This is a genomic window from Candidatus Desulfosporosinus nitrosoreducens (assembly GCF_030954495.1).
Lineage (GTDB): Bacteria > Bacillota > Desulfitobacteriia > Desulfitobacteriales > Desulfitobacteriaceae > Desulfosporosinus > Desulfosporosinus nitrosoreducens.
On sequence record NZ_JAVHUW010000039.1, the window covers coordinates 15,812 to 39,935 of the forward strand.

Here is a 24,124-nt window from a genome sequence, read left to right on the forward strand (position 1 = left end):
TTTTCCCCTTGAATATTCTATCGTTGGATTCACGAGAAGGGGGAAAAGCGTAATGCACATAATATCATCATTACTTGTAGGCCTGGCGGCAAACCTCGACAATTTTGGAGTAGGAATCAGTTACGGAACGCAAAAAATCCGCATTCCTTTCCTCTCCAATTTCTTTATCGCCATCTTATCAGGACTTGTTACCCTGCTTGCAGTCTTTACCGGTCACTTTTTAAGCAATTTTATTGCAATCGCCAATACTTTAGGAGCATGCCTGATTATTATCATCGGAATTTGGGTCGCGGTCCATAAGACAACAATAGATCATACTCTGCCGGCGGCCATCCCCGCCATGAAAACATACTCGATTTCAATTAAACCCTTAAGCACTATCGTTAAAATAACAAAGAACCCTTCACTTGCCGACATGGACGCCAATGGCTTTATCTCTACAAAAGAAGCAGTGGCTTTGGGGTTAACCCTGTCTTTCAATTGCATTGCCACAGGAGTTGGAGCCGGGCTTACCGGACTTGCTCCCTTACCTTTAGCTATCTCTGTTTGTCTCTTTAGCATGCTGTCCATTAGTCTGGGATACTGGACCGGGTGGAAAACTGCTTCAAATCATTTTGAGCGCTATTCACAAACTCTCTCGGGAGCTTTGCTCATACTTATTGGCATCTACGAACTGCTAAATTGAATACTTCGCTGGTTTTTTCTTCTTTTCCCGAATTCATCACATCCAGCCTAATCCACTAGCGCTTATGCCCGTGCTCATTCATAGTTATTCAATATATAATACTTCATGTCAAATTGTACAAAAACAAATAAATAAAGCTAAAAAGAGCCTTTAAAGGCTCTTGGCGAACTTTGATTTAAAATGGCTTTCTTTTAATTATGGGGTTTTCCAAATCATACCTTAAGAGAATTCACATAGCGCAGGGCCTCTTCGCCGATACTTGCGCCTTTACTGATTTGCAGCAAAGCATTGTTTACACGGGGCATGTCCAATTTAAAATGCTTAACAAGATCATATAATTCCGGGTTTTCTTTGCTTAAGCCTTTTTTAACGAGGGTAGCGCAATGATCTTCCTTGCCGAAAACTTGTTTGGGATCACGCAAATACTTCAGGTCGTAAATACTGAACATATAGTGGGGCTGCCAACTTGTAATAATAATCCATTCTTGGTTGCTGATAGCGCTATGCAGAGCTTTCAGCAACACGTCTTCTTCGTTGTACTCAATCATAAGCCCACTGACGGAATAGGCCTCGGCCAGTTCTCCCGCCATTCTGCCCAAACTGGTACGCCTTTGCAGTGTATAGAGTTTATTTCTGAATTTGTGGGAATATGGTTGTATTTCATCAAGACTATTAATGGTGACATAGGAAGGAACGACAACTCCCAGCCGGCAGCCATCTAAATTGGAGCCAAGATTCTCCAGGCGGTCTCCGTATTCCTCCTCCAGTCCCCGGCATGAAGGCAGCATCGGCGCAACCGTAAAATCCGCTTTGCCCTCGGCTACCATTCTGAATATCTCCTGGTTGTTAACCAAGATACCTTCCGCAGCCAAACTCAATTTCCGTTTAATAACTTCTTTAAGCACTTCTACTTGAAAACTGGATTCAATATATTCGTTGTAAGCAATTTTAATATATTGATAATCCTCTAACTGACCGGAAATACTTTCAATTTTCTTTGTCAATTCACTGAAGCGCTCGGTTATATTCCCCATTGAATTGGCATTATCCTGCATCGTGGCATTTATCTCTTCAGCACTTGCCGCAGATTCTTGGCTGACTGCAGAAATACTTTCTATATCTGAGTTTACACTCTCAGTAAAAACAGTAAGATCATTGATTTTGGTGTAGATATTAAGAACCTCTTCCTCCACGACACTCATGGACGCGCTAATATTCGCGAAGGCCGATTCGGTATTCTTTAAATGCTTTTCCTGATTAATGACATTTTCTTTATTGCTGTTAATAACCTCAATAGAACTGTCAACACTGCTATTGACTTTTTGGATTAGACTCCTGACTTTCGTCGCTGAAGCATTGGAATCCTCCGCTAATTTTTTCACTTCGCTGGCAACTACCGTAAAGCCCCTGCCTGCTTCTCCGGCGCGCGCGGCTTCAATAGCGGCATTTAGGGCAAGTAGATTAATTTGGGATGATATATTGGAAATCGTATCGACGATCAGGTTAATTTCATGAGCCATATTTTTTAATTGACTGATCACACTTTCAAACTGCTTAAATGATTCAATGGTTTCTAAAGAAGTGATGCTTTGAATCTTTAAAGCTTGATTGCCTTCGTCGACTGTGTGTCTTGTATTTTGAGAATTCTCCTGGATAAGCGTTATTTGTTCCTTGATCTCTAAGGCAAATTGATATATTTTCGTCATGTTGTTCGATGCTTTCACGACGGAATTGGCAACTTCAGAGTTTCCCTGAGCCATATAATTCACTGCAGTGGCAATGTTCTCTGTCGCCTGAGATATGCTGTTAATATCTTTAGTTAAGTATATCCCCGTGTTACCCGCAATGCGAGCAACTCCATATATTTCGGAAATAACTTTTCGAATACTGCTCAGGTATTTTGCTAATTTCCCTTCAAGAATCCCGTCCTCCATTTCTCGTTGAGTATTGGAAAGGTCTCCGGATATCAGCTTATCGACAAGGGCGTCCGCTTCTACATTTCGAGATTTTTGATACTTAAACGACAGATGATCGCCAATAATTACAAAAACGAAAATTGCCATTTGGACAATGATAAAAACATAACTGCTTAGATTCTGATACCTCTTAGACAAATAAAAAACTAGACCGTTCAAAAGAACACAAACTATGGGAATGAGCAACGATTTTATTGCCATCCAACAACACTCCTCACAATCTCAAGCTTGACTGCTTGGGTCTAAACTGCCGACAAGAGCTAATTTACAGAGTATTTTTCTCATTTCTCCGCTTATTTAAGAGGTTTTCACAATGTTGCGACGAAATATTATCTATTAATATAAATTTCATGGGACTTGCATCGTTTTGCTTTTATCCGCTGACTAATCCGCTCTAAGACTCCCGCTTCGGCAAGCGGTGAGTTAAGAGCGGCTAAGTCTCTGGATAAGTGCGACTAAGATTCAGATGGAGTTAAAACTCCACCTGAATCAAGTCTTCTTTATCCTAAACAGGCAGTGAGGGAACGTAAATGACCACGAAAAATATCGAAACCTTCCTTGATCCGCAATACTTGGAGGAAATCCTCGGCAGCTTCTCGAAAGCTACGGGATTACACATAGAAGCTGTTAACAGAAAAGGGGAAACCCTGGCGATTTTGGGCAATAAAGAAAGAAATGATTTTTGCCAGTATGTCCGCAGCAATCTTAAAAGTGAAAAGAAATGTTTAGCCTCTTATAAAGAGGCAATTTTAGAAGCTTCCAAATGGAATGAGCCCTATTTTTTCCGCTGTCATGCCGGAATGATTATTTGGGCTGTTCCGATAATCTTTAATAACGTGTTTTTAGGAAGCATCATTTGCGGCCAAGTATTATTGTGGAAACCCGACGAATTCTTTCTGCGGGAATTAAAAAAATCCAACTCTAAATATCTGGATGTTAAAACCCTGGAGCAAAAGGTCAAAGCCCTTCCCATATCCTCACCAGAGCAGTCTCAAGCCGCCGCCGATATGCTTTTTGTCGTTGTAAATCACTTAGTAAAACGAAACATCCACACTCTGGAGGAGGAAACCGCCTATCATCAAAAACGTCTTCAAATCAAGACCGATCTGGAGAACAGGAAGAAGCATCATACGAATGCCGAGTTTATTGATTACGGAAAATATTTAAAGAAAGAACGACGTTTTTTAAGTTATATACGACTTGGTGATAAAACCAGAGCTGAGAATTGTTTGAAGGATCTGTTGACCGACCTCTTAACTAAAACCGCCGGCGAAAGGACTACGCTCAAAGTACGTGTGCTTGAACTGGCCTCCTTATCCTCCAGGGCCGCCGTCGAAGGAGGAGCCGATCCGGAACGGGCTATGGCAATCTTAAAGGATTTCAATACCGAAATCGATAATATCGAACGCGTCGAGGAATTTTTCGTTAAAGTTCACAAAGTCATATCAACATTTCTGGAGGGAATTTTTAATCTTGCGGACAAAAAGCATCTCAGTTTAGTCACCAATGCCCGCAATTTCATCATTGAAAATTACTATAAGCCTTTAACACTCAAAGCTACTGCCGACTACCTTTTTATCAGCCCTTCTCATTTATCGCGTTTGTTCAGGATAGAATTAGATTGTACGTTTAACGATTACCTGACGAGAGTACGGGTTGAGAAGGCTGTCGAACTCTTAAAGAAACCCGAGTATAGCGTGGCGCAAGTCTCCAAGGCCATCGGGTTCAAGAATCAGAGTTATTTTGCCGAGATATTTCGAAAATATATTGGAGTAACTCCCCTAATCTACAAGAACAGCTTATTCTAGGAGTGATATCATGATCTTTGACGACATCATTTATTCAATTGCCGAAGGGGAATCCGAGGAAACCATGGAATTGACCAAACAAGCATTAGCCCAAGGCTATTCGGCTGCTTCCATCCTGGAAAAGGGACTGATTACGGGGATAAATATCATTGCGGATAAATACCGCAATGAAAAAGTGAACGTTCCGGAGGTTTTGATGGCAACCCATTCCATGCACGCGGGACTTTCTGTGATTGAACCTATTTTGACTGCGCCCACGAAAAAAGGGCTCGGGAAGATGATCTTGGGCACGGTTGCCGGTGATTTGCACGATATCGGTCTCAGCATTGTCAAAGCTATGGCTATGTCCTCCGGTGCTCAAATCATTGACCTCGGAGTTAACGTTTCGCCTAAGAAATTTGCCAGAGCTGTCCGCAAGGAGAAACCTGATATCCTAATGATTTCAGCCTTGCTAACCACGACTATGTCGGTAATGAAAGATGTAATCGCCGAACTTGAAATTCAGGGACTGCGTAACAGTGTGAAAATCATTGTCGGAGGAGCGCCCATCACAGATGCCTTTGCCAAGGAGATCGGAGCAGATTATACCTTTGAAGATGCGTTCCAATTCCGGGATTTCTTAAAAGAAAACTTAAATAAGCTGCTGGCTTCGAATACAAAGCAAACTTAAGCGATTTTCCCCCAATAGTATCAATAACCTGATTTTCAGGTCTTATTCTTATCTTCAGGCTTTCCTCCAGCCAATAGCTCCAAGGTTATTGGTTGTCCGGCTTCCGCATAAATAGCTTCCGGTACCTTAAGCCCTTGGACAAGGGCTTGAAGAAGGTTAGGGTCTCCTTCAACCTCCTCTATTTCCCATTTGAAGAAGTCGGCGATTTCTTTTACCTTTTGCCGGTAGCTTTCAGGATCTTTGATCCCCGGAGTACTGATAAAGACAGCCTTTTGATAATTTCCGTATAAGATTTTAATTAATTTCAGCGCTTTTTTTTCACCGTATCTATCCTTATATTCGAGGTATTCTTCCAGAGGAGTTCGGCCATAATCCAACCAGCCCTGGCTAAAATAGTAGCGAAGAGAATTTTCTTTAAATAAGTTCATATGCCTGGCGGACGACCCCAGCATTAAGCCAATACAATCGTGGGTTGCCGGCAGCAAAAGAGGGACCTTGGGCGACACTAACCCCAAGACAGAATTTGAACAGCGGCTGTAGGTCAGGATGATCAGCTCATAGCTTTGGCTCTGATTAATGATCTCCTGAAGTTTGGCGTGCAATTTATCCGGTCTGGCATGGAAACTGTAATCTAGAAATTCACAATCCAGTTCTTCACCAATTCCCAGAGCCCTAACCTCATTCATAGTTGATTGACAACCAATTAGCTTAATGCTCACCTCTATCCTCCTTCGCAGCCTCAGCTGATTTTGTATATCTTATTATAAGTTATAAGTGGCTTTTTTAAAAACACCCAGGTCTCCACAACCTGGGTGTTCCATTTCTTAATAATGAGTATTGCTTAATATTAGCCTGGAAGTTTTTCTTGATGAAGGACTTTGTAAATGCTGTAACTCATGGCTAACATGATCAGCATGAAGGGGAATGCCGCCACAATCGAAACTGTCTGTAAAACGGATAAAGCAGCCGTACCTCCGCCAACCAGGATCAGAATAATCGTGAAAGCACCTTGGATGATACCCCAGAAGCTGCGTAATTTCTTGTCGGGGTTCATGTTGCCGTTCGATGTCAGCATGGCTAAAACGTAAGTCGCCGAGTCGGCAGCCGCAACGAAGCAGGCTACAATCAGGATGATTGCCAAAGGTGCGGTGAGCGCATACATGGGCATTTGCTGCAAGGTCGCGAACAGTGCCGTCGTATAATCCGCTTTAACAGCAGCCTGAATGGCCCCATTGGCGATCTTGTTCAGATTGAAGCCGGCGCCGCCGTAAATGGCTAACCAGATTAAGGAGAATCCGGAAGGCAGTAAGGTGACTGCCAAAACAAATTGCCGGATGGTGCGCCCTTTAGAAACGCGGGCAATGAATTGTCCGACGAAAGGAGCCCAAGCAATCCACCAGGCCCAATAGAACACAGTCCATCCTTTGAGCCAGTCGATGTTGCCCATCCATAGGGTCTGTCCGATAAAGTTTTGCAAGTAAGCGCCCAAAGAATCCGTAAAGTTGTTTAAGATTAAAACCGTACCTCCGAACAAGAAGATAAAGACCATGAAAGCGATCGAGAGCCAGACCTTGATATTGGCGGCAATTTGCATGGCTTTATGCAGACCGGAAATAGTGGCTAAGGTAAAGAGGATGGTCATCACCGCGATGACGATCGATATAGTTCCAGGCGTCGCTTTTATTCCCCAGATATACTGCATACCGGTGGCGATTTGGCTGGACCCCAGGCCTAAACTGGTAGCCACACCAAACACTGTAGCGAACACTGATAAGATATCGATAGCTTTACCGATAGGTCCATAAATTCTGTCGCCAATCAGTGGATAGAAAGCAGAACTGACCAAAAAAGGCAGGTCTTTGCGGAATTGGAAGTAAGCCAGAGCCAGACCGCAAATGGCGAAGATAACCCAAGGATGAATGCCCCAGTGGAAAAACACAATTCTCATGGCGGTGCGCATAGCTTCAGGGGTGGCGGCAGTCCCCATCGGGGGAGCCAAGTAGTCCATCATCGGTTCGGCAACCGACCAAAAGACAAGCCCGATACCCATACCTCCACCGAATAACATAGAAAACCATTGAAAATTGCTGAACTCGGGCTGATCGTTGTCTTTGCCCAGCTTAATCTGACCAAAACGGCTAAAGGCGATCCCATAAACAAACACTGTGAAAAAAGCAACCGCCAGCAAGTATAGCCATCCGAAGTCAGTTGTCAAAAAGGCAAACACAGCATTGGCAACCTTGCCCATTTCCTTTGGTACGAACATTCCGAAGATTACGAACAATAAAATAATAACTGAGGAGACGTAAAGGACAGTACGATTTGGTGTTGAACCCTTACCATTGTTCATGAACAGCACTACTCCTTTCATAACTTCAGGTAAACGTTGGCTTGTTATTTAAGCTGGAGTGTGGAGCCACCAGACTTAACCGCTCTCAGATCAGGTTATAACTGAAAGAAATCTTAGGGACTTTAAAAGAAAAAGTATTTTTAAGCCTCTTAAGGTCCCTAAGACTAGAGTATACTATCGCTTGATAGGAGATTCTTGGACTTCTTTTTTAGCCAAGCATACGTCCCGCCAGAGTAACTGCCTCATCAGCAGTCTCGGCCCAGCCGTCAGCCCCGATTTCGTCAGCCCATACTTGACTGGTTGGCCCGCCGCCTACAAACACTTTAAATTTATCCCGCAAATTATGCTCTTTTAAATAATCGATGAGTTGTTTTTGCCCTATCATGGTTGTTGTCAGCAGAGCACTGGCCCCGATAATGTCCGCGCCGACCTCTTGAGCTTTTAAGACAAAATCTTCGGCTTTAATATCTGTCCCTAAATCAAAAACTTTATAACCTGCAGCCGTAAACATAGCTCCTGTGATGTTCTTGCCGATATCGTGGATATCTCCTTCCACGGTACCTATGACGATCTTGCCCTTGCTTTCGCCCTCACTCATGCCTAATTTGGCAATCTCCGGTTCCAGCAAGCCTAATCCCACTTTCATGGCCTCTGCCGACATCATAACATCCGGCAAAAAGGCCTCTCCGGCTTTCCAAGCTTCACCGATAACTTCAATTCCCTTGATTAAACCAAGCTGCACCGCATCCACGGGGTTGATGCTTTCATCAATTACTTTTTGGGACAATTCGCCGACAATATCTTCATCTCCATCAATGACTCCCTGTTTTAATTCATCAAAAACTTCTTGCATGACGTATTCCTCCTGTTATTTAAACTATCATTGTCCATAAGATATTAAATTCAAGCTTACTCTTTGCTTTTGACTTCAGTCATAATACTGCTGCAGACTTCAGTCATAATACTGCTGCAGACTTCGCTCCTATTCCGAACGTTTGGCGATAAAATCCAGCAACTGGCTGTTAATCGTCTCATCCAGTACAGGGGGGACATAATTGGCCAGAACTTCCTGCCATTTTTTGCATGCCCTTTGATTCGTATCCAGCTTTTCCTTAGACCAGGATTCGAAAGCTGTCCGATCGCTTAATTGCGGTGTGCGAAACTCTCTTTTGTGGTTTTTGCGAGTATGCTTCTGGGTAAGGAAGTGCCCGCCGGGTCCGACCTTGGCAATAACGTCGAAAGCCATGCCGTCTTCGTCAAAGTTGAAGCCTTTCAGATAGTGTAAGAGCATACCGGCCATTTCATCGTCCATCATGAATTTTTCATAAGACATGGCCATGAAGTATTGCAAGATCCCGGCCGTATGCAGAACAAAGTTAATTCCGGTGACGCTGGCAGCCATTAAGGTCATCATCGACTCATACCCGGCTTGGGCATCCACAATCTTGGAATCATTCAGGCCTCCTCCGGACCGGCTGGGAACTTCGTAGAAACGGGCAAGCTGGGCGCTGGCCGAGATAAACAAGGCACACTCAGGGCTGCCGATGGAGAGGCTTCCGCTATGCATGTCGCTGAGCGCCGAAGTTGAGCCGTAGACAACCGGGGTTCCCGGATTAATGCTTTGCGCGAGAGCTATTCCGGCCAGCACCTCCGCATTTTGCAGGGCTAAAGTCCCAGCCAGAGCGGCAGGTCCCGTCGAACCGGCCATTACCAGGGAAGCGATCACAACTGCTTGACCGGCTTCAGCATAAGCCATCATTGCTCCCAGCATTCTTTCATCATATTTCAAGGGGGTTAAGGAGTTGATCAAGGAGATAAGCACAGGTTTTTCCTTAATGACATCTTTACCGCCGAAGAGAATGGCAGCCATTTCGATGGAGTCTTCGGCGCGTTCCCGACCCTCCGCACTGCCCATAAAGCACTTGTCTGAGTTGGTAATCGAACTGTAAAGCATTTTTAAATGGCGGATTTCATCGGGGATATCCTGGGGTTCGGCGACGGTCCCGCCTGTCATATGCATATTTTTGCTGGCACCCGCTAATTTTACAAAGTTATCATAATCCTGCATGGTCGTTTTGCGGCGCGTACCGTCAACCTCATGGATAAAAGGCGCCCCGTAGCCTGGCATATAGATGATATTTTCTCCGCCGCAGACTAAGTTGTGTTCTGGGTTCCTGGCATGGAGAGTGAATTGCGAGGGCGCTAAACGAACTTTAGCTTCGATAAAATCCCGTTTAAAATAAACACGTGTGCCCTCAACCCTTTGACCCTGTGCTTTGAAGACCTCCAAGGCCGGTTCATATTCAAACTCCATACCGATCTCTTCAAGAATCTTCATGGTTTCATCATGAATCAGCGTTACTTGCTCTTGGGTCAAAACATTATACTTTAGTAACACGGCAAACACTCCTTATCAGTTTCTAATATTGCAACGACCTTCGTCGTTTAGAAAAGCTTTAACAGCGGATGGTCGGAAGTTCCTAATTTCGTACCGGATAGTTTATTATTATAAGCCATCATAGCATCGGTAGTGGCCACTGCCCGGTATACCCACGGAGCGTTGACCATCGGACCGTAGAGAACAAAGTTGGCGCCTTGAGTGACCGGATAAGTAAAGACGGCGGCTCCGGCAACTTCAAAGAACGGCGATCCTTTCGAACGCATCTTCTTCCACAAGTAAACCGCATTGGAAGGTGCGCACCCTCCCGGATAGCCGAATTCCTCCTTGACAACGTTAATCGCTTCACTTGTCCAACTGGCACTGGGCACATCCAGAACACCGGGGTCAATTAAGAACTGTTCAATTCCTGCACGTTTTGCCGCGCTTATAAGCCCTTCCTTCTCCCCGTCACCCGTTAAAAGCTTAATTCTGGCTTTGGGCTTTAAGGCTTTATTGCTAAAGGCCAATATGACCGCGGTCTTAATTCCGCTTGCTTTGATCACTTCTAATTCTTGCTCAGAGTAATGTTCTTCAATCGAATTATAGATTAGTCTTTTACGAATTTCCGGATCTTTGCCAAGCTGCTTCAAAGCGCCTACCCGGACCTCAGGGCTGATACTATCCAGCAAGAAGGGAGCCTGCGAGTTTTTCATGACAAATTCCACATAACGGGTCAGGGCCTCCACGGACTCACCTAAAACATCGATAATACACGGATTGCCGGTCTCGGCACTTAATTCGGCTTCCTGATCCAAGAGAGCTTTGGCAGCGGCTTCATCAAAAATTCCTTTCATCCCATCTTGAACAATTTTATGCCCGCGATAAAAGATACTGCCGATCAATACTGTGGGGTATTGACCAGGTTGTCCGCCTACCTTAACTCCATTGATATCGTAGACATGCTGTTCCGAAGTATACTTAAGCATCATTCATTCCCCCAAATTCATAGTGTTAAGAACTTAACCTGGTGCAATTTTTTAATTATTTCTCCTGTTATTATCTTAACACCGAATCACTTGCCATTTTTCACTACATTTATGCTCGTTTTACTACATTTAAGTCCATATTTAAAATTCCGATTATTCTTTTAACTTAGCAGAAAATGTCAGAACTCAGGTGAATATCCTGAGTTCTGACATTTTTGGATTATTATTTATAATGATCTATTTCAGCCAACTGTTAACGACCGTTTGGTTAGTGCTGATCCATTTCTTGGCGGCATCCTGAGGAGACAACCCTTGGTTGATCAAATCCTCCAAAGTGCCTATTTGTTGATCATTGAGCTTAAACTTCTTCAGCATTGCGGCAACAGCAGGCTGCTTCAGGGTGAAGTCCTTGTTCGCCAGAACATGTAAACCCTCGGATGAGCCAAAATCCTTTTTAGGGTCTGTTAAATACTTCAGGTCATATTTGCTGAACATCCAGTGTGGACTCCAGGCCGTAATGACAATCGGTTTTTTTTCTTTGTACGCTTTGTCTAAGGCCGCCAGCATGGCGGCTTCGCTGCCCTGGACAATATCATAGTTCAAGGCGTAATCCTTCTGCGCTTTATCGGCGGATTTCATAATTCCCGCCCCGGGATCAATGCCAATAATTTGTCCGCCAAAATTAGCTTTTTGGTCGTTTAATTGAGTTATGGAGTCAAGATTGACATAGGTCGGTACCGCTAATCCTATTTTAGCCTCACCCGTATACCAGGAACCGTAATCATCAAGCTTGTCCTTGTATTTTTCCCAGTAGGCCTGCTGAGTTATCGGCAGCCAACTGTCTAAAAATAAATCCAGATCACCTTTATTTAAGCCCACAAAGAGAGGTGCGGCATCGACACTCAATAATTCAACCTGATAACCTTTTTCCTGTAAAATTTCCTGCCAGAGATAAGTAACCGCAACATCTTCCTGCCAATTAATATAACCGATTTTAATCAAGGGCTTAGCGTCCTGTCCGCCCGACTGTTGTCCGCAACCCGTTGCTATGGAAACAGTGAGCAAAATAATCAGGGCTAAGGCACTAATTGGGGTCCACCTTCTCTTTTTCTTCACGACTCTCCCTCCTCATGTTTAAGATCTGTTAATTTTTCTGGGGCTGCGAATAAACCCCTGGCTTAGACGATCTAAAATCATCGCTAAAATGACAACCGCCAAACCATTTTCAAAACCCTTGCCAATATCCATCTGAGATATTCCGGCCAATACCCCCTGTCCGAAACCACCGGAACCAATCATGGCAGCAATGACCACCATAGAAAGAGAAAGCATCATGGTCTGATTGATGCCCGCCATTATGGTCGGCAAAGCCAACGGCAACTGGATTTTCCACAGCAACTGCCAAGGAGTCGATCCGAATGCTTCCCCTACTTCGACCAAATCGACAGGCACCTGCCTTATTCCTAAATTTGTCAGGCGAATGACCGGGGGCATGGAGAAAATTACCGTTGCAAAAACAGCGGGCACGGTTCCCAAACCAAAAAACATCAAAGCCGGAATTAAGTAGACAAAGGACGGCATGGTCTGCATAAAATCCAGAAGCGGAGACATCAAACGTTCAAATCTTTTGCTGCCCGCCGCGGCTATGCCGATAGGTAGTCCAATAATCATGGAAACCAAGGCGGAAATCAGAACAAGTACCAAAGTATCTATAAAAGAAGGCCAGAGCTCTAAATTATAGATTAACAATAATCCTAAACCTGAACCAAGCGCTAAACGCCAATTTTTCACACGCCAGGCCAGCAACACTACCACCAGTATCAACAGCCACCAAGGCAATAGGCTCAGACCGTTTTTCAAAGCATGAATAAATACATTGATCCCAGCTGAGAAAGCGTCAAAGACGTGACCATAACGCCTGAGCAGCCAATCCACTCCCGTACTAACGTATTGCCCCAAAGGTATTCGATACATCTCCAGCGCCTCCCTTTGTCTGCATGATTATGTTAACGAACTTCGCAACATAATCGTCAACCGGACGATTGATGATCTCTTCAGGCGTGCCGACTTGTACTAATGAGCCATCCCGGACAAAGGCAATACGGTCACCTAATTTGAGTGCCTCCGATAAATCGTGGGTGATGAAGACAATTGTCTTATTCACTTGTTTTTGTAAAAGCAGAAGTTCATTTTGCATTTCTTCACGTATCAAGGGGTCCAAAGCGCTAAAGGCCTCATCCATCAACAAAATGTCCGGATTATTAGCCAAGGCTCGCGCTAAGCCCACTCTTTGCTTCATACCCCCGCTCAATTCGTCGGGATAAAAACTTTCCCTCCCCGCCAAGCCCACTAAAGCCAGCGCTTTTTGGGCCTGATGTTCCCGCTCTTCCTTCGCAACTCCTTGAACCTCTAACCCAAAAACAGCATTTTGTAAAACTGTTCGATGAGGCAGTAATGCAAATTGCTGAAAAACCATCGCCGTTTTCGTTTGTCTGATTTGCCGTAACTCACGTGAACTCAACTTTGTAATATCTTGCCCATCTAAGATTACATTTCCTAAAGTCGGCTCAATCAGACGGTTGAGACAGCGTAAAATCGTTGACTTGCCACATCCTGATAAACCCATAATCACAAAGGTTTCTCCCGCTTGTACCGAAAAACTCACATCATTAACCGCAACCGTTTGCCCCGTTTTAGTCAAAATCTCTTCCTTAGTGGCATCTTTCCGCAACATTTCCAAGGCCTTTTTCGTTTGAGAGCCATAGACCTTTACAAGATTTCTTACTTCGATTTTAGTCATAGTCTCCCTCCCTAGACAACTATAAATTTATGATAACACCTTTTCCTTTTAGACAATTACTACGTTTTTGCTTGTTTTACTACATATGTCTCATTTTTGAAAATTCCCACTATTACTGTCCAATTGCTGCGGCCGGCATTTTTATCCCTCCCTATTATAATCTAAATAATCCTGGTTTGTAGTAATCTTAGGGCAATTAAATACCCGCTCCGTTATTTGTCGGGAGCGGGTATTTATGAAGGCTGTGTTTTAACCCAAAGGCTTATTCATCGTGTTATTCTGGGTTACGTATGCAAGTCGACCTCTAAGTAGAGCGACATGACGCTCCATATCGGTGGACAATTCATTAAACATTTGCTTGGCAGTTTCATCGAGCGTTGAACAGGCAAAGGTTTCGTATGTCCCAAGGGCCGATTGTGCGGCGGCTACTGCCTTTTCCAAATCTGCTTGTACCGTCAAATTAATCCCTCCTTATTTAAGAATAGCATGCGCATTGCTTTTGTATTTAATACACTATCTTTAGTTTCGGCGGGATTTTACCTTTGTCATTGAGTTAGAGCTTAAACCGTCCAACCAACTCACTCAGTTTTGTGGACAGTTCTACCTGGGCTTGAGCCGATTGGCTGACCTGCTCAATGGCCATCGTCGTCTGAATTATACTCTTAGAAATTTCTTCAGAGCTCGAAGCAGACTCCTGGGCTGTCGAGGAAACATTCTGAATTGCCTGGCTGATCTGGGCAATGACCTGACTCATTGCTTGTGTCGATGATGACAGCTCTTCCGACATTTGATTTACGAAGCGGGCATCCTCTTCATATTGTGTTCCTGTGTGGGCATAAGCTTCATAATCCGGTCTTACTTTCGATTCAATAAATCCCAGCAATTCCTGAGTATTCAAGATCAGATTATTAAAGGCACTCTGCACCACACTGATAACATTGTGGATATTCCCGACGGCTAATTGAGACTGCTCCGCTAATTTACGGACTTCATCCGCAACCACAGAAAAGCCCCTACCCGCTTCTCCGGCCCGGGCGGCCTCAATACTGGCATTAAGGGACAGAAGATTGGTTTGTTCGGAAATGCTTCCAATCGTTTCCGCCATAACTTTAATTTCTTCCACGACTTTAGCTTCATCCAACGCTTTCTTGACATTTACTTCTTTGTCTTTATAGAGAATTTCTGCTTCATGGATCGCTCGCATACCTCGATTTTTAACGTTACTGGCCCGTTCTTTAATTCCCGCCGCATTATGCTGCCCTTCATCGGCTTTGGTTGCCAATTGTTTCGTGAATTCCTGGATTTCTAGCGAAGAAGCTCCAACTTCTTCGGTACTGGCACTAAGTTCTTCAGAACCTTGAACTATTTGCTGAGAGGACTGTTGAATAACCTGCATGCTTGCTAAAAGCTCCTCCGTGGTGGCGGACAATTCCTGGGATTGAGCGTTCATAGTTTGACAGCTGTCACTGATCGCTGTCACCAGCTCTTCCATATTTGAGGTGGCTTTATTAATGGAAATACCTAACTGTCCAATTTCGTCGCTGCCGTAAATTTTTAATTGCTGAGTTAGATCTTCATTACCCAAAGCCTCCGCAATACGAATGATATTAGCCAAGCGTTTCGTTAGATTCCGTGATAAAAACAAACCAATAATCAGGGCAAATAGGACGCTGATTCCAATCAGAGTAAACATAATAGCAAGAGTTCGTTCATAGTTGCTTTGATTATTTATTTGCCGTTGGCTGGCATCTCGCTCATGAGATGAAATTAGTTTATCCATGTCACCTAAACTTTTATCGGTAGCTTGGGCGAATTGGTCCAGAACCTTTCCGGCTTCAGTAAGATTCCCGGCCTCTACCAGCTGAAACATCTTGTTCCGTATGTTGCGATGCTCGATTTGATTATCTCTGAAATTTTTAAATAATTGCTTTTCCTCGGCTGAAAGGCCAGATCCATATTTCTTGTCGTAGTCATCCTCATCTTTAGTGTTACCGTTAGAGACGTCCGAGATTGATTGCTTTATGGTCTGTTGCTTAGCTTTATCTGTTGTGTAATAAAAAAGTATCGCTGAAAAGCGGTTTTCCAAGAAGTTTGCCCGCACACGATTGAGTTCTTCCATGGCCATAAGATCGTTGGAATAGATTTTGCTGCCATTGGCATTAATCGCTGTTAAGTTTTTTACTCCGATAAAGCCAACAATACCGACCAAACAAGCTAGTATAAGAAAGCTAACGGTCAGCTTTAATTTCCAGGATACGTTGTTTAAAAAACTAAACATTCCTCCACCTCTTTCTGTTCCTTAAATTATTGCCATTATACTACATATATCCTTCTTGCATTAGTTGTCAGGGGAGGCGCAGGCTATTTGTTATTTCTATGTAGAAACTATTAGTTTGAGAAAAGCTATTTTAATTTAAATAGCTGGTATTATTTTAAATAATACCATTTTTCACGAAATAGTCTGTAATTTCCTTTGGAGGCTTAAAGGCTGAACTAAGGCCCCTGGTTTCTTCCATATATTCAGCAAACATCGGCTTCTATAATTGTTGCCTGTTTTCTCGCCTTTTATCTGCCTCTTTGGCGCCTTATAAAATCTCCTATAACAGGGCTTTTAAGCAAAAAGAAATACGCTCGCAATAAATAAAATTGAGGATAGGAAAAAATGTTGTGATTATTTTTTTGACAATTGATAGACATTGGATTGAGAGATGATTTTGTTCATACTATCGGATAGTTCAATCTGGATTTTTAGGGGATATTTGTATTTGGATAAGTCCTCCAGACTGACGGACAGTCCGTTTGAATCTTTAAAAGTGGACTTAATTAATTTGCCATCAATGTAAACCTTGTCATTTTCCACAAAATTTTCGCCGGAAATCTCCAGCGCATCATTGGCAGCTGCGGCATTTGTAATGGTTACTTTTCCGTCTCCCTGGATATAGCCGGTATTCGCCGGGGGTTTTTGGTTTTCTCCACTTTGATAGGCATATTCTTTTCCGAAAAGCAGATCGTATTGCAACTGCTGATATTGATTTGCTTCATTAGGAGTTATTTTCTCCTGACCTGAATACTCGGAGGGAAGAACAACGTCCGAACCGTTCTGCATAAGGCCTGACAGGAAATCCGTCATGGGGCTGCCGGATTTTTGGGCAAGCTGCAGGGCATACGTTCCCATAAAGTTAGCCGACAAACGCAGGTTTTGCGTAGGCTTAGCCGTCGTAAAATTGTTCCAAGTAACAAAAGGAACGCTGTGCAGGTTTAAATAATCTTGATAGGAATTATCACCATTGATAAAACCGGCTTCCTTATAGACGCTATAATCGTCCCCAAGCATGGGGAGATGATCGCCATAGAAAATAACGACAGTGGGTTGATTAATCTGTTTCAAGCCGTCAATCAGTAACTTGATCGATTGATCGACATCAGCAACAGAGTTGCTGTAGTTATCCAGCAGCGCTTTGGAAGCCGCGCTTAAATTACTATCCGTACACTGGACAGTGTTTTGCGGATTTTCAAGATCAGAATAAGGTCCATGGTTCTGCATGGAAACAGCATAGATAAAATCCGGTTGATTGGTTTCTTTTACTTCGTCCAGAATTTTTTGACTTAATTCCGTATCGCGAATATATTGCCCTTTATATTCCGGATCATTGAAGAATTCTTTACTAAAAAATTTGTCAAAGCCCAATTCTTTATAGACATTATTTCGATTATAGAACCAATTGTCGTAGGTGTGAATAGCTGATGTCGCATAACCTTGCCTCTGTAAAATTGTCGGCAGAGCCTCAATCGGCTTGTTAACATATTGGGCATAAGGTATTGAGCCACTGGGCAGGTATTGCGTGGAAAATCCGGTTAAAGCCTCAAATTCCGTATTGGCTGTCCCACCGCCATAAACCGGCGAAAGCATGATACCGTTAGTCTGGGACTTTTGCAGGGAATGAAAAAAAGGAATGGGATCTTTGTTGAAGGACACATTTTTCAAAAGAGTCGGGTCCCAAAATGCCTCACTCATGACGAAAATTATATTAGGCTTGAAATTAGGGTCTGTTGAATAAGTTTTTTTCGTCGTGTCGATGATCTGCTGTATCGTACTTTCCTGATAATCCGCAGGAACTTGCACTTTAAGATATTCGGCATTAAGCAAAAATCCGAGCATCATGCCATTTTCGTCATAATTCATCCTCTGGCTCAAATTAATTAATTCCAGTGAAAAGGTTTCTTGTATGGCTCCAAACTTCGTGTAAAAAGCAGTCACCATTGCAACGGCGATTAAAAATATCGCTGCTTTGTTGCGCCATTTATAGTTCTCGTGAGGTGTAAACTTCAAAATTAAAACAATCAAAACAATGATGCCAAGAACAATGAGTGATAACCAGATATAGATATCCTTAAAACGTGCGGATATCTCCACAGCTTCTTTCGCTAAAGAAAAATCCGAAGGTACCAGGGGAGAGCCTTTGGCAACAAATTTTTCTCTGCTAATAGAACCCAAAATGGAGAATAAGCCCGTTTGAATGCATGAGACCGTTAAATAAACGGGGCGAGGAAAGATGTAAAAGACATTGATTATTCCAAACATTAATATATAATTTAGGAAAAATTGTTTAGGATATTGTAGAAGCCAGGTATAAACATCAAAAAAATTCCCATAAGAAAATAGCTCTAGAGCTAATAAACAAATTAACGGGATAAAAATTATGTATATAAAATTTACATTCTTTAATTTACACTTGGTTGAAAAATATTGTTTAAGCTTGATTCGCACTCACGTTCCTCCATGTATCATAATATTTTGCCATATTATTGTAACTTAAACCAAATCATAGTATTCGTGAGAAATAAACTGACGTTTCATTACATTTTTCTTCTGTCCAGCCATCTTTTTGGTAAAAATTTATCGCCCGGCGATTCCATCTCAATGTTGACAAGCCTACCTGTTTAAAACCCTTGACTTTCATTTCCTTGCAAAAATGACTTGTCAGTTTGCTTGCTACCCCCAGCCCCCTGTAGTGCTTGTCAACAGCTATCGCTAATAATCTGGCCGTCGCCAGCACAGGTGATTTCCTCTTTTGTCCGCAGTTATTGACACGTTTGGCGGAAAAGGAAAATAAAGCTTTTAGAGCGGTATATATATGTCCAAATCTCTTGCCGATATGTTTCCGAATAAAAGGGTCCCGAAAATATCTGGACATAGTAATTACGGCCAAGACCGGAAAGTTTTTACGATAAAATTTACTGAAAAGCGTATCTGTCGTAGTGGCCAGGATAAACCCCACTGCCTCATGATTAAACCAGGCCACATAGCCAAAATTATCTGCGGAATTCACAAACTCTGATACAAAAAGAGTAAGAAATCGTTGTCCCATATGTCCAAGAAAATGATTGCGAAAAGACTTTCTGTACAAGTTAACAACGGCTTGTATATCATCAGGTTGAATCTGCTCTACGATTATTGGTTTGGAGTTTTTGCAATTACAATTATTGATTGACACAAGCATACCTCTTTTTTGTATAATTTACCAGAGCCCTAGTATTAGGATAACCGTGCAATTAGGAATATATTTCGCAAAGATGTTAAGATATTGTCAACAGGGCTCATCCTCAGAGAAATGGATTATCTTGCCCCAGGCTGTGGATAATATATCCAGAATCCATAACCTTAGCATAATTTATAGGTATCAAGATATTGTGAACTCGCTATGATTTTTATATCAAGATCCCATTAAGATTGCTGGTTACGGCTTCCAATACCGATTATTTACAATTCTTTTTTCTGATCGTTGCTGAGTCAAAATGACTTGTTAGAGAGGTGTTATTAAATGGGAGTGGGCTTTCATAGTATGGGACTTGGTTCCAGTTCAGGAGGAGGCAGTTCGGGAGGAAAACGCTGGCAATTAAGAGAATTGGCCAGTAAAGAGCATCTGGACTGGACCATCATTAAGCGAGTGCTTAAGGCCTTTATCCCTTATCGGCCTAAAGCCGTTTTGGTTACCATAATAATTTTCATAACTTCCATAGGAGGCGTAATACCTGCTTGGCTGACACAAAAAATTATAGACGACGGTATCCAAAAGGGCCGGCTGTCTATCGTAATCTGGCTAACCATAGCCCTTATAGCAACGGCGGTCATTACAGGACTACTCGGTGTTTGGCAAAACTGGCTTAGTAATTTAATCGCGCAAAACATAATGGCAGATTACCGTTTAGCTCTTTTTGCCAACCTCCAACGGCAGACAGTAAATTTTTTTGCTTCGCGTCAAGCCGGAGATCTTGTATCTCGGATCATCAACGACGTCACAGCGATTCAAAATGTCATCACTTCCACACTCGTGGGATTTATCAGCAACTTGCTAACCATTACTGCCACTTTAATATTAATGTTTGAAATGAATTGGCGGATGTCCCTGCTCGCGATTATTGTTGTCCCCGGTTTCGTTATCCCTACCCAAAAGGTAGGCAGAATACGGCAGAAACTTCAGGCTGAAACTCAGCAATGGCTCTCTGCAGTCACGGTTCAGTTAAGTGAAACACTGGGAGTAAGCGGGGCGCTACTAATTCGAATATTCAGCCGCGAGTCCAGTGAAGAAAAAAAATTCGCCCTTGCCAACAATAAATTGCGGGATTTGCAAGTTCGTCAAGGACTTATCGGACGCTGGCTATTCATGTGGCTGGGAATGTTCTCCTCCATTGGTCCGGCTTTACTGTGGGGGTATGGCGGCTGGTTAGTCATCAACCAGAAAATGAATCTTGGGGTTATCGTTGCCTTTACTGCGCTGCTGTCAAAATTATACGGACCTCTCAGCCAGTTAGCTCAGATCCACGTTAATATCCTTTCGTCCATAGCGTTATTCCGGCGGATTTATGCAATCATGGACATTAAACCTCAAGTTGAAGATGGCCCTGTCACGATCCCGGCCAACAGTGTCCGGGGACGCATTGAATTGAAAGATGTCTCCTTTTCCTACCGAAATGAAACTAACACCGACGATGGGAAACTTGCTTTACAAGAGATAAATTTGACAGTGGAACCCGGACAAACCGTTGCCCTCGTCGGCCCCAGCGGAGCGGGAAAGACAACCCTCTTAAATTTAATTCCCCGCTTCAGTGATCCGATATCCGGGCGGCTATTATTGGACGGATTGGAATGCCGAACTCTGTCCTTGGAATCATTACGTTCCCAAATGGGACTGGTACCCCAAGACCCTTTCTTTTTCCACGATACGGTCTGCAATAACCTGCTTCTGGCCAAAGAGACCGCTACCCAAGAAGAAATGGAAGCTGCCTGTAAAGCGGCCCAGATTCATGACACCATCGCAGATTTACCTTTAGGCTACCAAACTGTCGTTGGGGAACGGGGATACCGCCTCTCCGGCGGAGAGCGGCAACGTCTGGCCATTGCCCGGGTTTTGCTGCAAAGTCCAAGAATCGTCCTTTTAGACGAAGCGACGAGTGCCTTAGACACAGTCGTGGAACGAAAAATTCAGGATGCCTTATCATTTTTACTCAAAGGCAGGACAGCAATTGTCATCGCCCATCGTCTATCCACTATTCTTGCAGCCGATAAGATTATTGTCCTGGAAAAGGGGAAAATCGTAGCCTCAGGAACTCATCATGACTTAGTGGATACGAATCCCCTGTACAAGAAGCTGTATGAAACTCAGTTCGGTATTCTGCACGAGTGAACTGACAGCGCCCCTTTCTCGGATAGGGGGCGCTTTCCTAGTCATTCTACAACCGGAAAAGGATCTGGATCAAACAGTATCTAACGGGGTTATTGGCAATGTAGTTGCTATAAGGATAGTTATTGGCCCCTAACTAGCCGGGCTGAGGATTTAAAAGAGAGTAAAAATAAAGACCCCAAGCAGCATCATGCAGGGTCCTCAAGGAATGTATATATCCCAGGGCATTTCTCCAATTCATCCAATCGTGAGACTCCCACTTCTACAAGTGGGAGTGGGACCCCCGGCTTCACTTCAGCTAAGGTCCTCTTGTCCGAGATAAACTCTCTTTACCATCTCATTGTTCATCAGTTCTTCGGCAGAACCTTCAAGTACAATAGCGCCTGAATCCATTACATAACCCCTCTTAGCGACTGACAGGGACAGAAACGCATTCTGCTCTACCATTAGAATAGAGATACCCTGGCGGTTTATGCGCTGAATTGTTTCAAAAATGGTTTCAACCACTATGGGGGCTAGTCCAAGGGACGGCTCATCCAGGAAAAGCAGCTCGGGTTTTGACATCAAAGCTCTGCCAATTACCAGCATCTGTTGTTCTCCTCCCGAAAGTGTCCCTGCCATCTGACGGGCGCGGTCCTTAAGTATCGGAAAAAGACCGTAAACCATTTCTTTATCCTCTTGGATGCCGGCCTTATCCCGACGCAAATAAGCTCCAATGCTCAGATTTTCCTGGACCGTCATACCGGCAAAAGCATGCCTGCCTTCAGGAACCATGGCTATTTTTTTAGCAGCTATCTTATAGGAAGGTTTGCCCGTGATGACCTCACCGTTAAGTTCAACCAAACCGCTGCTCACCGGGTTAACACCACAAATTGCTTTTAGTGTAGAGGTCTTTCCGGCGCCATTGTTGCCAATAAGAACGACAAACTCACCCTGATCAACAGTCAGGGAGATACCTTGTACTGCCTTTATCACACCATATTTAACCTCTAACTGACTGACCTTAAGCATTCTTTCACCCCTTGCTACTGCACTTTGGCGTATGTCGTCAGCTCACTTTTGCCTAAATAGGCCTGAACAACTTGCGGATCAAGCAGAACCTGTTCGGGATCCCCGTCCGCAATCTTACACCCGTGATCAAGCACAATCAGCCTATCCGATATATGACGTACAACGCGCATATTATGTTCAATAACGATAACCGTCTTGTGTAATTCCGTTTTTATGCGCGCAATGAATTCCATCAAATCTTTGGCTTCTTTGACATTCATGCCTGCCGATGGTTCATCCAACAAAAGAATCTCCGGATCATTGACCAAAGCACGGGCAATCTCGACCCGGCGCTGTTCGCCATAGGCCAGGGCCGAGGCCATTAAATCGGCTTTCGAGGTCAGGCCAAGAAGATCAAGTACGCCTTCGGCGCTCTGCCTCATAGTTTTCTCAAGCCGATTATTTCGGCCGGGAATTAAGAGGTCCAATACTTTAGGTTTCTGGCGTGACTGAGTACCGATCATGATATTGGCCAGAACGTTCATCGAAGGGAATAAGCGAATATTTTGAAAGGTTCGGGAAATGCCCAGAGCATGAATGCTATGGGCGGGATATCCCGCCAGGGATTTTCCATTGAAGCGAATATCTCCGCTGGTTAACTTGTAAGCACCGGTAATCAGGTTAAAAAGAGTGGTTTTCCCGGCTCCGTTTGGTCCGATGATGCTTGTGATTTCTCCCGCTGAAACTTCGGCGCTCACAGCATCCACGGCCCGCACTCCGCCAAAGAATTTAGAGGCATTATCAAACTCCAGAATAGGCATCCCCACTCCTCCTCACTGTTTTTTCTCCAAAGCCGCCAGTGTTTCTTTGCGCTGCCAGGGCCAGTGTATCCCTCCGCCTATGATCCCTTGCGGACGGTAAATCATCATGACAACCATTAATACCCCCACCACGAGCATTCGCCATGCCGCCAAAAAACGCAGAGCTTCCGGCAATATCACCAGGGCAACTGCCCCGAGCACCGGCCCTACGACAGTTCCCGCCCCCCCTAAAAATACCATTGCCAACAGGGTTGCCGAATCCTGATATACGAACGTGTCCGGGCTAATAAAGGTAATATAATGGGCATAGAAGCTGCCCGCCAGGCCGGCATACATTCCGCCTATCGTAAAGGCCATGATTTTATATTTGGAGATATTAATGCCCACAAATTCCGCGGCATCTTCATCGTCGCGTATAGCCCGAAAAGCACGTCCCAAAAAAGAACCGCTTATCCTGTATGCCGCCGCTAAACAGAGGAAGAAAGCGATCACGATCATATAGAAATACATTGTCTCGTCGAACATATGCCCAAACAATTGCGGACGTGAAATCCCCGGCAACCCCATGGGTCCATTGGTTAGGGAATCCCAGTTAACCAGAATCAAACGAAAGATTTCTCCAAAACCAAGAGTTGCAATCGCTAAATAATCTCCCCGCAGACGCAAGGTCGGAAACCCCAAAAGGGCGCCGAGAAGTCCGCTGGCAACCACCGCTCCTATAGCCCCGATCCAAATGGGCAAACCTAAGGACATGACGATTAACGCCGATGTGTAAGCTCCCATCCCATAAAAAGCCGCGTGGCCAAGTGAAAACAATCCGGTTTGGCCGAGGACCAGCTCTAAGCCGAGAACCAGAATTCCGTAAATAGCAATAGTTACCGCAATATGCATGATATAACTGCTTGTAATAAAAATAGGGCAGAGGATGAGAACTATACCGATCACTAGGTACTGTAAGAGCCTTGTCCTTGTCATT

Annotated in this window: 19 protein-coding genes and 1 pseudogene; 4 read left to right on the forward strand and 16 right to left on the reverse strand. The window is 43.9% G+C overall.

Going from position 1 to position 24,124, the window contains the following annotated elements:
• The first annotated feature begins 52 nt into the window (after positions 1-52).
• Positions 53-685, forward strand: coding sequence for a sporulation membrane protein YtaF (gene ytaF, locus REC12_RS06710; protein WP_308893063.1), 633 nt, complete (start codon positions 53-55; stop codon positions 683-685).
• A gap of 212 nt (positions 686-897) precedes the next feature.
• Here the strand turns inward: ytaF and REC12_RS06715 are convergent, their stop codons facing one another.
• A complete protein-coding gene (locus REC12_RS06715; RefSeq protein ID WP_308893064.1) occupies positions 898-2,862 on the reverse strand; it encodes a methyl-accepting chemotaxis protein in 1,965 nt (654 codons plus the stop codon).
• 329 nt (positions 2,863-3,191) lie between these two features.
• On the opposite strand from REC12_RS06715, the gene REC12_RS06720 reads away from it, so the two are divergent.
• Both REC12_RS06720 and REC12_RS06725 read left to right on the forward strand, forming a co-directional pair.
• Positions 3,192-4,469 (forward strand): PocR ligand-binding domain-containing protein, encoded by a 1,278-nt coding sequence (locus REC12_RS06720; RefSeq protein ID WP_308893066.1) that lies wholly within the window; start codon positions 3,192-3,194, stop codon positions 4,467-4,469.
• Positions 4,470-4,479: 10 nt separating this feature from the next.
• A complete protein-coding gene (locus tag REC12_RS06725; RefSeq protein WP_308893067.1) occupies positions 4,480-5,139 on the forward strand; it encodes a cobalamin B12-binding domain-containing protein in 660 nt (219 codons plus the stop codon).
• A gap of 35 nt (positions 5,140-5,174) precedes the next feature.
• Here REC12_RS06725 and REC12_RS06730 read toward each other — a convergent pair whose 3' ends face one another.
• The 12 genes and pseudogenes from REC12_RS06730 to REC12_RS06785 all read right to left on the reverse strand — a co-directional run bounded on the left by REC12_RS06730 (position 5,175) and on the right by REC12_RS06785 (position 19,150).
• On the reverse strand, positions 5,175-5,858 hold the full coding sequence (locus tag REC12_RS06730) for a DUF1638 domain-containing protein (RefSeq protein WP_308893068.1): 684 nt from the start codon (positions 5,856-5,858) through the stop codon (positions 5,175-5,177).
• A gap of 128 nt (positions 5,859-5,986) precedes the next feature.
• Positions 5,987-7,489, reverse strand: a complete 1,503-nt coding sequence (locus REC12_RS06735) for a glycine betaine uptake BCCT transporter (protein ID WP_308893069.1) — start codon at positions 7,487-7,489, stop codon at positions 5,987-5,989.
• A gap of 208 nt (positions 7,490-7,697) precedes the next feature.
• Positions 7,698-8,342, reverse strand: coding sequence for a glycine betaine-specific corrinoid protein MtgC (gene mtgC / locus REC12_RS06740; RefSeq protein ID WP_308893070.1), 645 nt, complete (start codon positions 8,340-8,342; stop codon positions 7,698-7,700).
• A 129-nt stretch (positions 8,343-8,471) separates the two neighbouring features.
• Positions 8,472-9,887: a glycine betaine--corrinoid protein methyltransferase gene (gene mtgB, locus REC12_RS06745; RefSeq protein WP_308893071.1), complete on the reverse strand. Its 1,416-nt coding sequence runs from the start codon at positions 9,885-9,887 to the stop codon at positions 8,472-8,474.
• A 47-nt stretch (positions 9,888-9,934) separates the two neighbouring features.
• The gene (mtgA, locus tag REC12_RS06750) at positions 9,935-10,855 is read right to left on the reverse strand and encodes a [methyl-Co(III) glycine betaine-specific corrinoid protein]--tetrahydrofolate methyltransferase MtgA (RefSeq protein WP_308893104.1); all 921 of its coding nucleotides are present in this window, start codon (positions 10,853-10,855) and stop codon (positions 9,935-9,937) included.
• 237 nt (positions 10,856-11,092) lie between these two features.
• Positions 11,093-11,971: a glycine betaine ABC transporter substrate-binding protein gene (locus REC12_RS06755; RefSeq protein ID WP_308893072.1), complete on the reverse strand. Its 879-nt coding sequence runs from the start codon at positions 11,969-11,971 to the stop codon at positions 11,093-11,095.
• 18 nt (positions 11,972-11,989) lie between these two features.
• Positions 11,990-12,829, reverse strand: a complete 840-nt coding sequence (locus REC12_RS06760) for an ABC transporter permease (protein WP_308893074.1) — start codon at positions 12,827-12,829, stop codon at positions 11,990-11,992.
• A 13-nt stretch (positions 12,830-12,842) separates the two neighbouring features.
• Positions 12,843-13,655: pseudogene (locus REC12_RS06765) on the reverse strand (quaternary amine ABC transporter ATP-binding protein); the annotation flags it as partial.
• A 249-nt stretch (positions 13,656-13,904) separates the two neighbouring features.
• Positions 13,905-14,114: a DUF1657 domain-containing protein gene (locus REC12_RS06770; protein WP_308893075.1), complete on the reverse strand. Its 210-nt coding sequence runs from the start codon at positions 14,112-14,114 to the stop codon at positions 13,905-13,907.
• Positions 14,115-14,208: 94 nt separating this feature from the next.
• Positions 14,209-15,933 carry a methyl-accepting chemotaxis protein gene (locus tag REC12_RS06775; protein ID WP_308893076.1) on the reverse strand — a complete coding sequence of 575 codons (1,725 nt, stop codon included), beginning with the start codon at positions 15,931-15,933 and terminating at the stop codon, positions 14,209-14,211.
• 393 nt (positions 15,934-16,326) lie between these two features.
• Positions 16,327-18,150, reverse strand: a complete 1,824-nt coding sequence (locus REC12_RS06780) for an LTA synthase family protein (RefSeq protein WP_308893077.1) — start codon at positions 18,148-18,150, stop codon at positions 16,327-16,329.
• Positions 18,151-18,478: 328 nt separating this feature from the next.
• The gene (locus REC12_RS06785; protein WP_308893079.1) at positions 18,479-19,150 is read right to left on the reverse strand and encodes a GNAT family N-acetyltransferase; all 672 of its coding nucleotides are present in this window, start codon (positions 19,148-19,150) and stop codon (positions 18,479-18,481) included.
• A 327-nt stretch (positions 19,151-19,477) separates the two neighbouring features.
• Between REC12_RS06785 and REC12_RS06790 the strand changes: the two genes are divergently transcribed.
• Positions 19,478-21,340, forward strand: a complete 1,863-nt coding sequence (locus tag REC12_RS06790) for an ABC transporter ATP-binding protein (RefSeq protein ID WP_308893081.1) — start codon at positions 19,478-19,480, stop codon at positions 21,338-21,340.
• 291 nt (positions 21,341-21,631) lie between these two features.
• Here REC12_RS06790 and REC12_RS06795 read toward each other — a convergent pair whose 3' ends face one another.
• The 3 genes from REC12_RS06795 to REC12_RS06805 are packed head-to-tail and all read right to left on the reverse strand — an operon-like array spanning position 21,632 to position 24,123.
• The gene (locus tag REC12_RS06795) at positions 21,632-22,348 is read right to left on the reverse strand and encodes an ABC transporter ATP-binding protein (RefSeq protein ID WP_308893083.1); all 717 of its coding nucleotides are present in this window, start codon (positions 22,346-22,348) and stop codon (positions 21,632-21,634) included.
• A 14-nt stretch (positions 22,349-22,362) separates the two neighbouring features.
• The gene (locus tag REC12_RS06800; protein WP_308893084.1) at positions 22,363-23,148 is read right to left on the reverse strand and encodes an ABC transporter ATP-binding protein; all 786 of its coding nucleotides are present in this window, start codon (positions 23,146-23,148) and stop codon (positions 22,363-22,365) included.
• Between the two features lie 12 nt (positions 23,149-23,160).
• Positions 23,161-24,123, reverse strand: a complete 963-nt coding sequence (locus tag REC12_RS06805) for a branched-chain amino acid ABC transporter permease (protein ID WP_308893086.1) — start codon at positions 24,121-24,123, stop codon at positions 23,161-23,163.
• Between the last annotated feature and the right edge of the window lies 1 nt (position 24,124).

Bases quoted from the DNA above. Each gene is read 5' to 3' on its own strand.
- ytaF (WP_308893063.1), top strand. From the start codon at position 53: ATGCACATAATATCATCATTACTTGTAGGCCTGGCGGCAAACCTCGAC.
- REC12_RS06715 (WP_308893064.1), bottom strand. From the start codon at position 2,862: ATGGCAATAAAATCGTTGCTCATTCCCATAGTTTGTGTTCTTTTGAAC.
- REC12_RS06720 (WP_308893066.1), top strand. From the start codon at position 3,192: ATGACCACGAAAAATATCGAAACCTTCCTTGATCCGCAATACTTGGAG.
- REC12_RS06725 (WP_308893067.1), top strand. From the start codon at position 4,480: ATGATCTTTGACGACATCATTTATTCAATTGCCGAAGGGGAATCCGAG.
- REC12_RS06735 (WP_308893069.1), bottom strand. From the start codon at position 7,489: ATGAACAATGGTAAGGGTTCAACACCAAATCGTACTGTCCTTTACGTC.
- mtgC (WP_308893070.1), bottom strand. From the start codon at position 8,342: ATGCAAGAAGTTTTTGATGAATTAAAACAGGGAGTCATTGATGGAGAT.
- mtgA (WP_308893104.1), bottom strand. From the start codon at position 10,855: ATGCTTAAGTATACTTCGGAACAGCATGTCTACGATATCAATGGAGTT.
- REC12_RS06760 (WP_308893074.1), bottom strand. From the start codon at position 12,829: ATGTATCGAATACCTTTGGGGCAATACGTTAGTACGGGAGTGGATTGG.
- REC12_RS06775 (WP_308893076.1), bottom strand. From the start codon at position 15,933: ATGTTTAGTTTTTTAAACAACGTATCCTGGAAATTAAAGCTGACCGTT.
- REC12_RS06790 (WP_308893081.1), top strand. From the start codon at position 19,478: ATGGGAGTGGGCTTTCATAGTATGGGACTTGGTTCCAGTTCAGGAGGA.
- REC12_RS06795 (WP_308893083.1), bottom strand. From the start codon at position 22,348: ATGCTTAAGGTCAGTCAGTTAGAGGTTAAATATGGTGTGATAAAGGCA.
- REC12_RS06800 (WP_308893084.1), bottom strand. From the start codon at position 23,148: ATGCCTATTCTGGAGTTTGATAATGCCTCTAAATTCTTTGGCGGAGTG.
- REC12_RS06805 (WP_308893086.1), bottom strand. From the start codon at position 24,123: ATGACAAGGACAAGGCTCTTACAGTACCTAGTGATCGGTATAGTTCTC.